The sequence below is a fragment of the Methanococcoides sp. DA23 genome (assembly GCF_057593895.1).
The window spans coordinates 1208321-1222633 of record NZ_CM172520.1; the positions used below are offsets into that span (position 1 = coordinate 1208321).

At 39.6% G+C, this 14313-nt stretch carries 17 protein-coding genes and 1 pseudogene; 8 read left to right on the forward strand and 10 right to left on the reverse strand.

Translation table 11 applies throughout. The features are described 5' to 3' along the window. Positions 1-65 precede the first annotated feature (65 nt). The 4 genes from AC20MK_RS05945 to AC20MK_RS05960 all read right to left on the reverse strand — a co-directional run bounded on the left by AC20MK_RS05945 (position 66) and on the right by AC20MK_RS05960 (position 3442). Complete coding sequence (locus AC20MK_RS05945) at positions 66-707, reverse strand: CDP-alcohol phosphatidyltransferase family protein (RefSeq protein WP_487354965.1); 642 nt, start codon at positions 705-707, stop codon at positions 66-68. Beyond that, positions 707-1822, reverse strand: coding sequence for a pyridoxal phosphate-dependent aminotransferase (locus AC20MK_RS05950; RefSeq protein ID WP_487354966.1), 1116 nt, complete (start codon positions 1820-1822; stop codon positions 707-709). Before AC20MK_RS05950 ends, AC20MK_RS05945 begins: the two co-directional genes overlap by 1 nt. Before the next feature lie 232 nt (positions 1823-2054). Beyond that, the gene (locus tag AC20MK_RS05955; RefSeq protein ID WP_487354967.1) at positions 2055-2804 is read right to left on the reverse strand and encodes a phosphocholine cytidylyltransferase family protein; all 750 of its coding nucleotides are present in this window, start codon (positions 2802-2804) and stop codon (positions 2055-2057) included. Between the two features lie 200 nt (positions 2805-3004). Beyond that, positions 3005-3442 (reverse strand): hypothetical protein, encoded by a 438-nt coding sequence (locus tag AC20MK_RS05960; protein WP_487354968.1) that lies wholly within the window; start codon positions 3440-3442, stop codon positions 3005-3007. A 308-nt stretch (positions 3443-3750) separates the two neighbouring features. On the opposite strand from AC20MK_RS05960, the pseudogene AC20MK_RS05965 reads away from it, so the two are divergent. Beyond that, positions 3751-3859: pseudogene (locus AC20MK_RS05965) on the forward strand (IS5/IS1182 family transposase); the annotation flags it as partial. Positions 3860-3883: 24 nt separating this feature from the next. Here the strand turns inward: AC20MK_RS05965 and AC20MK_RS05970 are convergent. From AC20MK_RS05970 to AC20MK_RS05990, 5 genes are all read right to left on the reverse strand, one after another. Then, positions 3884-5089, reverse strand: coding sequence for a potassium channel family protein (locus AC20MK_RS05970; protein WP_487354969.1), 1206 nt, complete (start codon positions 5087-5089; stop codon positions 3884-3886). A 139-nt stretch (positions 5090-5228) separates the two neighbouring features. Beyond that, complete coding sequence (locus AC20MK_RS05975; RefSeq protein WP_487354970.1) at positions 5229-5789, reverse strand: magnesium transporter; 561 nt, start codon at positions 5787-5789, stop codon at positions 5229-5231. Continuing rightward, the gene (locus tag AC20MK_RS05980) at positions 5786-6406 is read right to left on the reverse strand and encodes a magnesium transporter (RefSeq protein ID WP_487354971.1); all 621 of its coding nucleotides are present in this window, start codon (positions 6404-6406) and stop codon (positions 5786-5788) included. Before AC20MK_RS05980 ends, AC20MK_RS05975 begins: the two co-directional genes overlap by 4 nt. Before the next feature lie 620 nt (positions 6407-7026). After that, positions 7027-7335 (reverse strand): CRISPR-associated protein Cas1, encoded by a 309-nt coding sequence (locus tag AC20MK_RS05985; protein WP_487354972.1) that lies wholly within the window; start codon positions 7333-7335, stop codon positions 7027-7029. Positions 7336-7470: 135 nt separating this feature from the next. Next, positions 7471-7995, reverse strand: coding sequence for a pentapeptide repeat-containing protein (locus AC20MK_RS05990; RefSeq protein ID WP_487354973.1), 525 nt, complete (start codon positions 7993-7995; stop codon positions 7471-7473). A 294-nt stretch (positions 7996-8289) separates the two neighbouring features. On the opposite strand from AC20MK_RS05990, the gene AC20MK_RS05995 reads away from it, so the two are divergent. The 4 genes from AC20MK_RS05995 to AC20MK_RS06010 are packed head-to-tail and all read left to right on the forward strand — an operon-like array spanning position 8290 to position 11579. Beyond that, positions 8290-9039 carry a DUF4386 domain-containing protein gene (locus tag AC20MK_RS05995; RefSeq protein WP_487354974.1) on the forward strand — a complete coding sequence of 250 codons (750 nt, stop codon included), beginning with the start codon at positions 8290-8292 and terminating at the stop codon, positions 9037-9039. Positions 9040-9073: 34 nt separating this feature from the next. Next, positions 9074-10072, forward strand: coding sequence for an NAD(P)-dependent alcohol dehydrogenase (locus AC20MK_RS06000; protein WP_487354975.1), 999 nt, complete (start codon positions 9074-9076; stop codon positions 10070-10072). Positions 10073-10109: 37 nt separating this feature from the next. Continuing rightward, positions 10110-10814, forward strand: coding sequence for a DUF4386 domain-containing protein (locus AC20MK_RS06005; protein ID WP_487354976.1), 705 nt, complete (start codon positions 10110-10112; stop codon positions 10812-10814). 30 nt (positions 10815-10844) lie between these two features. Then, a complete protein-coding gene (locus tag AC20MK_RS06010; RefSeq protein ID WP_487354977.1) occupies positions 10845-11579 on the forward strand; it encodes a DUF4386 domain-containing protein in 735 nt (244 codons plus the stop codon). Positions 11580-11708: 129 nt separating this feature from the next. Here AC20MK_RS06010 and AC20MK_RS06015 read toward each other — a convergent pair whose 3' ends face one another. Continuing rightward, positions 11709-11942 (reverse strand): hypothetical protein, encoded by a 234-nt coding sequence (locus AC20MK_RS06015; RefSeq protein WP_487354978.1) that lies wholly within the window; start codon positions 11940-11942, stop codon positions 11709-11711. A gap of 108 nt (positions 11943-12050) precedes the next feature. Between AC20MK_RS06015 and AC20MK_RS06020 the strand changes: the two genes are divergently transcribed. The 3 genes from AC20MK_RS06020 to AC20MK_RS06030 are packed head-to-tail and all read left to right on the forward strand — an operon-like array spanning position 12051 to position 14291. Further along, positions 12051-12776 (forward strand): DUF4386 domain-containing protein, encoded by a 726-nt coding sequence (locus AC20MK_RS06020; RefSeq protein ID WP_487354979.1) that lies wholly within the window; start codon positions 12051-12053, stop codon positions 12774-12776. Positions 12777-12820: 44 nt separating this feature from the next. Next, positions 12821-13810, forward strand: coding sequence for an NAD(P)-dependent alcohol dehydrogenase (locus AC20MK_RS06025; protein WP_487354980.1), 990 nt, complete (start codon positions 12821-12823; stop codon positions 13808-13810). Between the two features lie 40 nt (positions 13811-13850). Then, positions 13851-14291, forward strand: coding sequence for a hypothetical protein (locus AC20MK_RS06030; RefSeq protein WP_487354981.1), 441 nt, complete (start codon positions 13851-13853; stop codon positions 14289-14291). The last annotated feature ends 22 nt before the right edge of the window (positions 14292-14313 follow it).

Sequence of the window (14313 nt, forward strand, 5' to 3'; positions counted from 1 at the left end):
TTGATATTCATACATTAATTCTTCCTTTTTTTAGATAAGTACTTTCCATTTTATTGTTACTTGTTTCACAGCATCCAGCCATAGGTGACTGTTAAAACCAAGGCATAAATCAAGAGAACATAAAACCAACTACCAGAAAACTTGGGCGTTCGGATTGGTGCTATATTAAAGACAGCTATGATCATAAACAGTGTATATATAACGACTAAAAAGATCGGCTGGCTGAAAAAACTGTTAAACAGGAAGACAAAAGCAAGAATTAGGACATTGTTGTCAAGTGCCAATCCCATGTATGTCGAATCATCGACCAGGCCGAAAACATTGAAATAACTCAACCGTATTGCACTAACAGCGACGACCACGAACGCTCCAGGCAAGAACCATGGACTGAATTCCCCATAGCTTAAAAGAAATACAGCAGGGCAAATGCCAAAACTTACAATATCTATCAAGGAGTCAAGCTGTCCTCCGAAAGCTCGATATTCATCAGTTCTCCCCTTCATCAGGCGAGCAATGAGTCCGTCTCCCCAGTCAAAAACAACAGCCCAGAGCATCCCTATTATTGCAAATGGTAAGTTACCTAATATGGCATAGTATATACTAAGGACTGCACACAACAGTCCTACAAGCGAACAGATATTTGGAAGATCACAGGCGAAAGCAAGCATTCCTGTCTGATGTGATCCTTGATTCTCTGGACCGATCATCAGGCTACTTCCACTTTTTTCAAGTCAATGACATCTACCAATGCTTCAACAAATTTGCAATTTTCTGTTTCAGTACGGCTGGCAATACGAACATAGCGGCTAGAGTCAGGCAGAGTCTTGTCCTGGCAGTGTTTTATGTACATGTTATGCTCAATGAACAATCTCCGCGTGACTTCAGGACCACTCTGTGCGTGATCTGGCAGACGGCAGAAAATAAAGTTTGCATCGGGTTTGTAAACCGTCATTCCCGGGATATCGCACAGTTTTTTGTACAGATTATCCCTGTCGATACGTACCTGCTTGCAGCTTTCGACAAATTCCTGTCTGTAATCGGGCAATATCCGCAAAAACTCTTCGGCAAATCCGTTGATATTCCATATATGTACGCCTTCCCTTACAGATTCAGCAAATGCTAAATTTGCAGTCAGCATATAACCGATCCTGATCCCGCAGATACCATAGGCTTTGCTCATGCTTTTGAGGATCGCTATATTTGGATAACGTTCGAGTTCATTCTCCAGGGTTGTCTGATCCGGGTCATGTACAAAATCCAGGAAGGATTCATCGATGATCAGCATACAGTCATGGTTTGCAAGTTTTTGTGCAAGAGATATCAGATCGGACTTGGGTACCAGAAGAGATGTTGGATTATTGGGTGTTACCACGACAGCAACATCGGCTTTGACCCTGATCGCTTCAGCAGCAAACTTGTCCACATCCAGTTGAAAAGATGGAAACTCAAGTGGAAATTCAACTACTCGGTCTGCAGGTGCTGCATTTGCATATTCATTGAACGAGGGCACTGGAACGATCAGCTTGTTGGATATGTGGCCGGAGATGATCTTGATAAGTTCGGCAGCACCATTTCCCACAACGATCCTTTCAGCAGGTTGGTGGATCACATCCCCTATAAGACCGGCAAGTGCATCCTGTGCAATCGGATAGTTAAGGACAATGTCGTGGATTTGATCTTTAAGGGTTGTAAAAACGGCCTCTGGCGGGAAATACAGATTGTAAAGATAAGCATGATCAATAAAGTCATGGCGATAGTAACCACCATGCTGTCCGGAAACAAATTCGTATTTTTCAGTTTGAGTCTTGTAATTATGTTGCATCAGGTATTATTTCCCTTAAATTATTTTGATGTGGCACTTCATTTTTTAAAGCCTTAACCTCATGAATTGGCTTTAAATTTAAAGAGTTGGACTGAGGTAATGGTTTTAAACCGGAAAGTGAACGAACGATCCTCCCCTTCAACCCGCACTTTGATTGTTGGAAAAACTGCCTTGATCTTCCAGAGGTATGCGGTTTGGTGTCGTAAGGAATTATTGTTTCGTATTTGTCCGCCTAAAATAGTGTCTCAGCCTTTGCCAGATCTGCAACTGTATCGATCTCATACCATCTTTTGCTGTCAAATGAGACTGTTTTAAGAGCGAGATTATCATCAGCCACCATTTCTGCAAATACGGTTTCATAATAGTCATTTACTCTGCCGGCTGAGATGTACTGGTCAAGTCTTTCTGTAATACGATGCCATGAAGAGAGCGAAAAACTGTAAATGTTAACGGTCTTATATCTGACCTCATCAAGAGTTTCTGCAATCCCGTTATGGAATTTCTCAACATTTTGGGAGCTATTGACCGTGACAGTGGAACCATTCAGCCACGGTTCCATGCGTGCAACGGCAATTCTATCAGGAGAACACATTTCATCCAGAAGGGATCCGTCAAAAACAAGATCACTTTCAATAAGTAAGAATGGCTCATTAATAATATCACGTGCCATCCAGAGGGAATAGATGTTATTGGTGGTCGCATAAAGGGGGCTTATAATAAACTCAATTTCCATTCCGCAAGCCCGCGTTTCTAAAAAATCACGAATACATTTTTCCTGGAATCCCGTGACCACAACAAGACGTTTGAAGCCTTGCTTTTTCAAATTGATGACAAGTCGTTCAAGAATAGACGCCTCATGAACCATTGTGAGGCATTTTGGTGTGTTTTGTGTCAGAGGATAAAGGCGGCTTCCCTTACCGGCTGCCAATAGTAATGCTGTAGTTATAGCTCCATTACCACGATTACTGTGGTCTGAGTTCATTGTAAATCCGATTGTTTTTCTTCCATCATATATAAAGGAGTTGTTACTACTTAAGGAGGGTGGTGTTAATATCGGCTAATTTTGCCTCCGCTGCTAAATTAATTTAAAGATGGATATGCTGAAATCATCTTACAAAAAAACAGGTCGATAGACCTGAAATGATTACCAGACCAATAATGCATGTATATTCCACGATCTTTTTAAATTTCTGCCCAGGAATTATAGATGGTCTCCGTTGAAGATATGTTGAATCCTATGATGGATCCTTCTGCTTTTGGAGAACCAGTGGAATTCAATTTTACCTGACCGCTAATCTCTACCGAAGATTTTGCACTTATAGTTCTGTCCACAGCTATAGTATTGTTTTCGGTCACTACTCTTCTTGAGATATGCTCACCGAAAATTGGTTCTACTGAATTTACGTATACATCTTCATCCCCATAATTAGACAAAAATATATTGTAACTAAGTACGCGACTGACAGTATTGTTCTCATCAATGGAGCCAAAGCTGACTGACAGTTCCGGTACTTTCATACCACCGGGAGACTCTTCGATAGTTGCCATGTCACTGATACTGTACCCAATTGCTATTCCTAAAAAAAGTATAAGCAGGCCATATACAACTGCTTTATCCATTTAGCAAAAACCCCCCACTACTAAAACTCAGACTTTGTAGAAATCTATCCTTTCTTTTCATATTTTCACTTCATTTCATATACAACAGAAGTATGATTACAAACATTTTAGACTAAATTAAGACAAATATCATCTTACCTTTTTGTTGTAGGGTTTAGCTGTTGCTGCTGGACTTTGCTGAACCCATACATTGCAAGAAAATGGTTTATTATTTATAAATATTTTGGGCAGTTTTTGCAAAAATTGCCCACTGCAATTGTATCCTTGCATAAAATGTACATAACATTGTTATTGCAATTCTGAAAAAAACATTCGAAAATCTTTGCAAACAAGTACGGAAATCAAGTAAAAGAAGTGAAATTTAAAATATTGATACACAACCCTGATAGGTATGTCAAGGTTATGTATTTAGTTTAGTTGAGGATTCTACAGAGCGAAAAATCAGCTATCTCCTCTTATAGGACAGGCACACATTTCCAGTAATGCTTCTTCGCTTGTATGAGAGCCACGGCCTATCAGAATATCGCCTTCCTGAACTGTTGTTTTGGCACTTGGGCTATATACCCAACGTTCAGCACGTTTGACTGCCATGATATGGATACCGGTCTCAGTGCCCAGCTTCAGTTCGCGGTATGACTTTCCAATGATGGGTGAACAGCCTTCGACCCGAAGCTTTGTTATCACTTCATCTGATTCACGCACAGCGATCGTAATGACGGGGTGAAGGTCTATATCTCGAAGGACCGTATCTGCAATTCCGTAAGCAGCATCGGAAATTGATTCGGATGCATTTGCAAGATGTAGCAGCCCTCTCAGCTCGTTGACATCGGAAACATGTTTAGCTGTTTCAAGTACCCAATGCTGGAGATCGTATTTCATCTCATCCATCTCTCGCTCAAGGGCTTTCACTTCCTCAGCGATATCAGTATTGTCAAAGAGCAATGCGGAATAAGCAAGTCCTACAGCAAGTTCTGCTGTGTTCTTCATGTCAACAATGATGTCGACCGCCTTATCGAGATCGTTCAACCCCTTCTTAGGCTCAATCTTTCGAGGAACGTATTTTTGTGTTGTGGCAAGTTCAACAAGCAGAGGCACACCTTCATCATGTCCTCTTGCAAAGATCACATCATCAGCACGAATACGGGTATCGTGATGCGGGTCATATACCCAGTCGGTATGTCTTCGAATAGCTATTATCCACATACCGGTCTCGACCTCAAGCTCGAGGTCACCAAGTGTGGAACCCACCATATCGGAATTTTCATTGATCGTGACACGTACAATGGTCTCTTCAGCTTCCCTTAGGGCTAGCTTAAGCTCAAGTGGGATCCCCATATCCATCTCGATTATTTTGGCAATATCTCCGGCGGCGTTTGCAATATTCTCTGCAGAAGCTGCTACCTGAAGGACACCCACCATATCTTCGGCTTCCTCTATCCTGCGTGTACTCAGCATAGCTGCCATTTTCATATGATAGTGGAGTGTATCCATCTTCTCTTCGAGATCGAGAACCTCTCCTGAAATATCCTCATCGTCATAGACCATTGCGGAATATGCAAGATCGACCATCAGTTCAGATGTATCTTTCATTTCAATAAGAAGATCCTTAAGGTTCCTTGGGATGTACCTAATTACTTTTGGACTCATTTTTTGTGTTCCGTATGTTATCCGTATTCATTAAATATAATTTATTATAGATTATAATTGTTAGCGCTTTTAACTATTCGTTTTTAATTATTAGCACATATCTCTTATATATTTTTCATTGAAGCTCTCTTTTAGAATTTCAGATGACATTAAACAAATATAATGTTGAAAATATGGCTGTTATTCCTACAAGGTCTCCCAATGTTGCTATCACAGGGATGACCGTATCATCCGGATCTATCCCGAACCTATGTGAAGCAAAAGCAATAGCTATGGTAGCAGAGAAGACCGACAAAAGTTCGAGGGTTCCGGAGATCGTGCAGATCTTGAAAAGCGTAAAAAATCCCAATGGACTGTCCCAAAACCCGGACATCATCCATGCAATAACGCTCAATACTACAGACGCAGTGATCCCGACAATGAATGCTGCTATCACACTGTTCCTTACAACCGGATTCTTGTGAATATGGGTCGTTCCGATACCCATATGGAAAGCAGATGAAAGTCTTGCACCGAGTACGCTTCCGGTGTCACCGCCGATCTTAATGAGCGCAGGTACCAGTAGCAATATGGTTGGAACTGATATGAGATTATCAAGTTCCGAGTTCATTATCTGACCCGTAACAACCCCGAGTACAGATGTGAAAAAGAGGATCGGCATCCCTCTTGACAGAATTCCGCGAATGGTATAATAGCTCATAACATCAGCACCACCTTTGCAGAAAGGAATAGCATGAGCATGGACACGATGTCACCGATAGTAGCAATAGAAGGTGTCACAACATTGTCCGGATCAAATCCGAACCTGAACATACCCACAGCAAGGAGTACTGCTATAACAGATAATATAATGCCTGATGAGACGCCAGCAAGGACTGCTATCGAAGTAAGTGCCAGAATACCTGCACTTTCAAATCCAAGCAGAACTGTCATTGTATGCCCGATAATTCCCAGAGCTATGGACATTATAAGCCCCAATAGCAATGAACCGTAGATATTGTTTGTAAGTTCCGGATTATTCTCGATCTTTGTTATTAGACCCATGTGAATAGCACTACCAAGGCGTGAACCAAGAGTGCATGATATATTCCCCCTCATTCCCAAGACCGCAGGTGCGATGACGATAAGCCCAGGTATCATTTCCAGTTCATTTGTCATTCCCGCAAATATAAAACCAGCTACTGCTCCACCAATGGTCGCAAGTATCTGGAACGGCAATGCTTCTTTGACTATTGACCGAACACTGGCATAATCTCCCAGATATTCTTCTTCGATCTCGACATCGTCGTCCTCGTCAGCATGGGAACTGTAGGACATGGATTGCTATTTGCACTTTTAGTATTAAAACGATTTGCGAGGGTGGAGAATTATGGTGAAAATATGGGGGGTTGATTACAAATTATTAATAATTATTCGAGTTCGAATTTTATCCATATCCCATAATAATGAGTATTATAACATTCAAAGTATATTCGATAAGTTAATATGCCATTAATTTATTATTATATATTAAGAACCATGTGTAATTCACGACTTCGGTGGTACGGTCTGGAACACGAACACTGTGGTGGTGGTGGTTCTAATCCATAACTAATTAGGAGAGGGGATTTCCATTCCTCCTTTATCCCCTCTAGAAACTATAGGTGGTGTGAGTACGAGACGCGATAAATTAGAAATAACCCTAAAAGATCTATGCAACTTGAGCGGTGATATGGATATTAAACTTAAAAGAAGACCTGATGGACTTACCATGACACTCACAAGACGAACGAACGTTGCACGATCATTCGGGGATATAGGTAACTAAGAAAAATATAACCTTATTAATAATTTGATTGTTTGAAAATTTTATATGATCTTAGAGGTTCAGTTCATACCTCACTCTTGACATTCTGCTTCATATAATGAAGAGTTCCCTTAGAAAAACCCATCTTTTTCTATTCAGTATAAGGCATATCAATGATCTTCTTTCTCAACAAATCTGAATCATCCCTTTCATGAACAAAAACAGGCTTGTTAAACTCAATCGTTTTCCTCTTCCCTACAAGTTGATGGCTTAATTCCCTTGCTTTAACCAAAAGAACAGATCCCCAATAACTATTCTTCTTCCTATACTCAACTTTACCATTCATCAAAGAATTAAACTCTTCAGTAACCTTTCTTGCTTCAGTAGGTCTAAGCCTCAATGAAAAGCTCTCAGTCCTGATAAAATCCGTACTACCCATAATTTCTTTTTCAATAGCCATGTTCTGTCCGAGATCTTGCATGGGTTTCAACCATTTCTCATCGGACTAAACATCTCCTAGTGCAAGCCCGATAAAGAGACTATAGGAGACCCTTGATAGAAACGAAAAGCTGTTAAGCTCTGGTTCAAAAGTTTTTCATTCCAGTTCAATGTCATGGCTATTTAGTAAGGAAAGAACTTCAGGGATAGAAAATTTTGTCTTTTTTAAGAAATTATTAGTTGGGTCGATATCATAGTTTTTTGCATTCCTGAACGATGTAAAGCTCAGGTTCGCATTCTGAATGAGACTGTTCTTTAGATCGGAATTTTCAAAATTCGCATTTGTAAGGTTAGTATTTAAAAAATCACAGTCATGTATCTGACAATTGATAAAATCAGTATTTTCTAAATTCATATTGGAAAATATTGATATTGAAAGGAAAGAGTCTTCAAATCCAAAAGCGAGTATGAAGTCATCATTGCATTTTGAAAAATCCAGTCCCATGATCTTGCAGTTCCTAAATCTGACATCCTGTAGTCTTGTGTTGGTCAGATCGACATTTGATAAATTGCAGTTTTCAAAAACACAGTCAATAAACCTTGAATAGTTGAAAGATGTATCCCTAAAGTCGATATCCTTAAAGGTTTCAGCTTCAAATTCTCCGTTCTGGTACTCCATCATTTGGAGAAATGCTAGTTTTTGATATAGGTCTTTCGTACATAGGCAATATTTTCAGAAATGAATTAATTGTCGTGTGATATATGTAATGTATCATTAGAAAAATCCATCTTCGTCCATTCAATATAAGGAATGTCAATGAGCTTCTTCCTCAACAAATTCGTATCATCCCTTTTCCCAGCATAAGCAAGCTTACTAAACTCAATCGTTTTACCCTCTAGATTTTTGCAATGTCTGGCACATCCAAAAATATTAAATAGTCGACTTTCTCATTTTATTATGGGGATGTGGTGTTAGATGGAAGTAAAATATGAAAAAGTGAATTCATACAGAAAGACCGCAATAATTGTGGGAGTATTATTCATATTTGCGATCGTCATGCTCTTTATTGGAGAAGCTCTTTACAAACCCATTCTAGATTCTCCGGATTACCTGGATAATACTTATCCAAATAGAATAGTTGTGATAATTGGAGTACTGCTAGAGTTTACAGGTGTTCCTGCAGTAGTTCTCTTATCAGTATTCTTGTTTCCCATCTTAAAAAAACACAATGAAGCCTTAGCCCTGGGATATGTCGGTTTCAGATTGTTTGAGGCTGCGCTCTTAAGTGTTGCTTATATCAGCAAGCTGTTACTGGTCAATTTAAGTCAGGATTATTTGAATAAAGGAGGTGTGGATGCTTCATATTTTCAATACATAGGCAGCTCGATACAGTCAGTAGATCATTGGGCCGGCACACAAGGACTGATCTACCATATCGTTTTTGCTTTAGGGTCCCTGATGCTTTATTATGTATTGTATCAATCAAAACTCGTTCCACGATTCATATCTGCCTGGGGTTTTATTGCTGCTATAGCTTTGTTAACTGGTTCTGTGCTGGCTAATATTGACATGTTCACTGGAATTTCGGAAATGGGATTGGAGCTCATCTTTGCCCTTCCTATTGCTGTGGCTGAAATTATGCTCTCGATATGGCTTATCGTAAAAGGGTTCAATCCAGCTGCAATCGATTCCGGGTCTGTCAACACAGATACAAACGAAGTTTGAATAAGCACATTTAGAATAATGAGGGGATAAACAAATGAAAGCTATTGTAGCCACAAAATATGGGCCACTGGATGTTCTTGAATTAAAAGAAGTAGCTAGACCTATCCCAAAGGACAATGAAGTTCTCATAAAAATTCATGCGGCAGCAGTAACGATATCGGACATCATGATGCTAAAGGGTGCCCCGTTTATTACAAGATTCTTCACTGGTCTTATAAGGCCAAAAAGGGCTATACAAGGGACTGAGTTTGCCGGAGCGATCGAAGCAGTAGGTAAAGATGTAAAGCGATTTAAAGAAGGTGACAAGGTCTTTGGATCCACTGGTGCCGATTGTGGTTGTTATGCCGAGTTTGTATGTATTCCTGAAGAGGGTTTTCTGGAAATAAAACCAACCAACATGACGTATGAGGAAGCTGCTCCCGTCTGCGGAGCATTAGCAGCATGGAATTTCCTCATAGATAAGGCAGATATTCAGAGCGGACAGAAAGTCCTTATCAATGGCGCTTCTGGAAGTATGGGTACAGCTGCGATACAGATCGCCAGGTACTTTGGAGCAGAAGTTACCGGAGTATGCAGTACTACGAATTTAGAAATGGTGAGATCTCTGGGGGCAGATAAAGTAATTGATGATGCTAAAGAGGATTTTACCAAAAGCGGTGAGATTTATGACATTATCTTTGATGCAGAAAGCACGAGCTCATTTTTACGTTGTAAAGGCTCGCTAACGCAAAAAGGCATCTATCTTAAAACGTTTCCAGGGATAGCAATTCTTCTTCAAATGTTGTGGACTTCAAAGATCGGTAGTAAGAAAGCTAAATTTTCGGCCACAGGCCTTCTACCAGTTCCAGAGCGTCTGATATTCCTCAAAGATCTTAAAGAGCTTATTGAGACTGGGAAGCTGAAATCGGTCATTGACAGAAGCTATCCGCTGGAACAAATTGTCGAGGCTTACAGGTATGTCGAAACAGGGGACGAAGTAGGAAATGTGGTCATAACTGTTGGAAAGAATAATAATACCGGGCAAGATAAATGAATAGGACTACTTTAATAATAAAATAGGGGTCAACAAGATGGATTCAAACAGAAAGACAGCAATAATTGTAGGAGTATTGTTTATAATTGCGACAGTTGCATACTCACTTGGTGTTATTTTATTGGATCCAATTCTAGGTGCTTCAGATTATCTTACTAGTGCTTCTGAAAATGAAAACCAAATGATAATGGGTTCTTTCCTTGTGTTAATTGATGCCGTTGCAGTTGCTGGTATTGGAATTATGATGTATCCAATTCTAAAAAAACATAATGAGGCTTTAGCTCTTGGGTACGCTGGTGCCAGGATCGCAGAGGGCGTACTTTTTATTGTTAATGTAATCGCCATACTAACACTATTGGCATTAAGTCAGGAATTTGTAAAGGCAGGAGCTCTGGATACTTCCTATTATCAAACCTTTGGCACTATATTGCTGGCAGCAGGTGATCTGGCCTTTTTGTTTGGTTTCGCAGTTGCTTTTACCCTATCTGCTCTGATCTTGAACTATTTATTATATCGATCAAAACTCGTTCCACGATGGTTATCAGGCTGGGGTTTTGTTGGAGCCGCATTATTGTGGGTATATTATCTATTGGAGCCTTTCAACATCGATCTGCTTGGTATCCTATTCATTCCAATAGCCATGCAGGAAATGGTTTTTGCAGTATGGCTGATAGTTAAAGGATTCAATTCATCTGCAATCGATTCCGCGACTGCAAAAACAGATATTAACGAGATAAAATGACCAGATCAAAGTAAAATAGGATAAATTGAAATGACAAACAGTATCACCGATACATCACAACGTAAAGCTGCAAGAGTTGCAGGCTTCATGTTCCTATTTAGTTTATTAGTTCCCCTTCTTAACTGGACCTTTTTGCTCTCCAAATTTATTGTTGCAGAAAATGTCATGGCTACAGCCAATAATATTGTGGCCAATCAGTTACTATTTCGTATTGGTATTACTATCGAACTGATCATGTCTGCCGGGTTGATCGTATTGGCTATGGCTCTTTATATAATACTCAAACCGGTAAACAATAATCTTGCTTTACTTGCACTCCTTTGGAAGTTGGTAGAGGCGACTATGGCGGCTACTATTGTGCTTATCTCTTTTATTGCTTTGCAGTTTTTAAATGGAGACGCATATGTAACAGTATTTACTCCAGAACAGTTACAGGTCCCTGTCGGATTTCTTCTCAACGAACATACTGCACTATATTCTATACCAATGGTATTTCTTGGTCTGGACATGATGGTATTTTCTTATTTGTTTTTCAAATCGAAATATATACCAAGGATATTAGCCAGCTTTGGGATCCTTTCATTTGCGCTTATTTTCATTCACGCCTTAATGTATATTCTTGCACCCGAATACGCAACGATGCCAATAAATCAAGTCATTTTTTGGGCACCGAGCGGTCTTTTTGAAATCATAATTGGTTTATGGCTTTTGTTTAAAGGTATAAATGTCCAACAGGGGGATAACCACATAGAAGAAGCTTCCTGAATAAAAAAGAGTACAACTGAAGTATATTATGGATCAAATGAGGAAAGATACCCAAATGAAAGCTACTATATGGATAAAATATGGGCAACCGGATGTTCTTGAACTAAAGGAGGCAGTCAAACCTACTTTTTAGCTATAAGCTAAATTGAGAATGAGATAAAAGCATCTTTTTAAATTATTTACCAATTTATTGACAGCAACCATATTCAATTTAATGTTACCTTTCTCAATTATTCTCCTCTTGATTCTCTGAAAAGCTTTCCTATCTACTCCCCATTCTTCAACCTGTTTTTGGAATAACTCAAGTGTTTTCTTCATGGCTTCTTTCTTGTCCAAGAACTCCTGAGCTTTCTTCAAATCCAATTCCTGTTCATTAATATTGTTGGCTTCTTTCCCAATATAAATAGTAGAACACATCCAAAAATGTTAAATAGTAAATCATTCCCATTTTATAATGGGGATGCGGTACAGATGGAAGAAAATTATGAAAAAATGAATTCAAACAGAAAGACCGCAATAATTGTGGGAGTATTATTTATAACTGCGACAATTGCAGGTATTATAAGTCAATTTTTATTAGGACCCATTCTAAATGATCAGGATTATCTTATTAGTGTTTCTGCAAATGAAAACAAGGTGTTGGTGGGTGCATTCCTTGATCTGATCATGGCTGCTGCAATTTTTAGCATTCCGGTTATGCTGTTTCCGATCTTAAAGAAGCATAATATAAATGTAGCTCTTGGCTATCTTGTGGCCAGGATCTTTGAGGCCATACCGGTCATTGTTGGTACGATAAGTCTACTGTCACTATTGACATTAAGTCAGGAATTAGTACAACCAGGAGCTACAGATACTTCCTATTTTCAAATTTTTGGCACTTTGTTGCTGGCTGTACGTGATTGGACAGATCTGATCGGCACTCAGATCGTTTTTAGTCTAACTGCTCTGATATTGAATTATTCATTCTATCGAACAAAGATCCTTCCTCGATTTATATCGGTATGGGGTCTTATCGGAGTTCCATTGGCGTTAGCAGCAGGCGTATTAGGTATGTTTGGCCTTGATCCCTTCTCGATGGTCTCGATAATTTTGTTCGCTCCACTGGCTTTGAATGAAATGGTTCTGGCGGTATGGCTAATAGTTAAAGGGTTCAATCCTAATGCAATCGATTCCGGTTCTGCTAAGAGGAAAGAATAAATGAAGTTTGAAGAAGCACATTTAGAATAATGGGTGATAAATAAATGAAAGCGATCGTAGCCACAAAATATGGGCCACCGGACGTTCTTGAATTAAAAGAGGTAGAAAAACCCATTCCCCGGACAAACGAGGTTATGATTCGGATCTATGCGACAACAGCAACGAAATATGACTGCTGGGTGCGAAGTTTTAAACCGTCTGCCCGTTTTCTAGCTCTCCTTTTTGAAATGAATTTTGGTCTCACAAAACCAAAAAGACCTATTCTTGGAACTGAGTTAGCCGGGGCAATTGAAGCAGTAGGTAGAGATGTAAAACTGTTCAGGAAAGGAGATCCGGTTTTTGCCTATCCAGGAATGGGTTTAGGTGGATATGCCGAGTACATATGTCTGCCTGAAGACGGTGCTCTGGCAATAAAACCTACAAATATGACCTATGAGGAAGCCGCCGGGGTTCAGCAAGGGGCATTGACTGCACTGTTTTTCCTAAGAAAAGGAAATATCCAGAGTGGACAAAAGATCCTTATCTTTGGTGCTTCCGGAGGGGTAGGTACATCTGCGGTACAGCTTGCCAAGCATTTTGGGGCAGAAGTTACGGGGGTTTGTAGTACCACGAAATTAGAGTTCGTAAAATCTCTGGGAGCCACTAAGGTAATTGATTACACTCAAGAGGATTTTACAAAAAGTGATGAGAAGTATGACATTATCTTTGATACTGTAGGCAAGAGTCCATTTTCGGGTAGTGTAAGATCATTAAGGAAAGGAGGGGGCTATCTTCTTACTACCTATAAATTACCACGGCTTTTTCGAATAATATGGCTTAATCTGACAAGCAACAAGAAAGCAATATCTCCGCTCTTAAAAGAGCGAGCTGAAGATTTAATTATTCTCAGAGAGCTTATTGAGGCAGGGAAGCTGAAAGTGGTCATAGATAGGAGCTATCCTCTGGAACAGGCTGCTGAGGCTCACAGGTATGTCGAAACCGGGCACAAAAAAGGAAGTGTGGTCATAACTGTGAAACATAATAACAATATTTAACAAACTTGGGGAAACTAAAATTTAAACAGAGGTTTAGAATATGCAGGAACTGGATTTTCTATCACGAGTGACTTTATATGTTCTTTTATTATTGTTTGGATTAATTACACTTGCTATCTGTTGGTTCCAGATTAATGTCTATAAAGGAAAAGCTATGGATAACCCGGATGGTTCAAGCGATGACTGGCATGAACAAAGGATATTGTTTGGAATGTCATTTGCAGATATAGTCATCATTTGTCCAGCTACTTTTGTTGGTATTGCCTTAATACTGATCGATTCCCACTGGGGGTTTTACATTCTCGGAATGATAAGTTTCTGGCATGTGTGGGTGAACACTGCTTTTACAATTACCAGCTTACGGTTTGAAAAACCAGTAATTACCGCTAGCTGGCTTATAGTTTATCCTTTTGGGATTTTGCTCGGTTTACTTTACCTTATATGGTCAGTTATCCACTTTGAGATGGTATTTCTTCTATAATAGAAATTTGTAGGCAACATTT

Coding starts and splice junctions, on each gene's coding strand:
- AC20MK_RS06000 (WP_487354975.1), top strand. CDS start 9,074: ATGAAAGCTATTGTAGCCACAAAATATGGGCCACTGGATGTTCTTGAA.
- AC20MK_RS06025 (WP_487354980.1), top strand. CDS start 12,821: ATGAAAGCGATCGTAGCCACAAAATATGGGCCACCGGACGTTCTTGAA.
- AC20MK_RS06030 (WP_487354981.1), top strand. CDS start 13,851: ATGCAGGAACTGGATTTTCTATCACGAGTGACTTTATATGTTCTTTTA.
- AC20MK_RS06020 (WP_487354979.1), top strand. CDS start 12,051: ATGGAAGAAAATTATGAAAAAATGAATTCAAACAGAAAGACCGCAATA.
- AC20MK_RS06005 (WP_487354976.1), top strand. CDS start 10,110: ATGGATTCAAACAGAAAGACAGCAATAATTGTAGGAGTATTGTTTATA.
- AC20MK_RS05995 (WP_487354974.1), top strand. CDS start 8,290: ATGGAAGTAAAATATGAAAAAGTGAATTCATACAGAAAGACCGCAATA.
- AC20MK_RS05945 (WP_487354965.1), bottom strand. CDS start 707: ATGATCGGTCCAGAGAATCAAGGATCACATCAGACAGGAATGCTTGCT.
- AC20MK_RS06010 (WP_487354977.1), top strand. CDS start 10,845: ATGACAAACAGTATCACCGATACATCACAACGTAAAGCTGCAAGAGTT.
- AC20MK_RS05980 (WP_487354971.1), bottom strand. CDS start 6,406: ATGTCCTACAGTTCCCATGCTGACGAGGACGACGATGTCGAGATCGAA.
- AC20MK_RS05950 (WP_487354966.1), bottom strand. CDS start 1,822: ATGCAACATAATTACAAGACTCAAACTGAAAAATACGAATTTGTTTCC.
- AC20MK_RS05955 (WP_487354967.1), bottom strand. CDS start 2,804: ATGAACTCAGACCACAGTAATCGTGGTAATGGAGCTATAACTACAGCA.
- AC20MK_RS05970 (WP_487354969.1), bottom strand. CDS start 5,089: ATGAGTCCAAAAGTAATTAGGTACATCCCAAGGAACCTTAAGGATCTT.
- AC20MK_RS05985 (WP_487354972.1), bottom strand. CDS start 7,335: ATGGCTATTGAAAAAGAAATTATGGGTAGTACGGATTTTATCAGGACT.
- AC20MK_RS05990 (WP_487354973.1), bottom strand. CDS start 7,995: ATGATGGAGTACCAGAACGGAGAATTTGAAGCTGAAACCTTTAAGGAT.
- AC20MK_RS05960 (WP_487354968.1), bottom strand. CDS start 3,442: ATGGATAAAGCAGTTGTATATGGCCTGCTTATACTTTTTTTAGGAATA.
- AC20MK_RS05975 (WP_487354970.1), bottom strand. CDS start 5,789: ATGAGCTATTATACCATTCGCGGAATTCTGTCAAGAGGGATGCCGATC.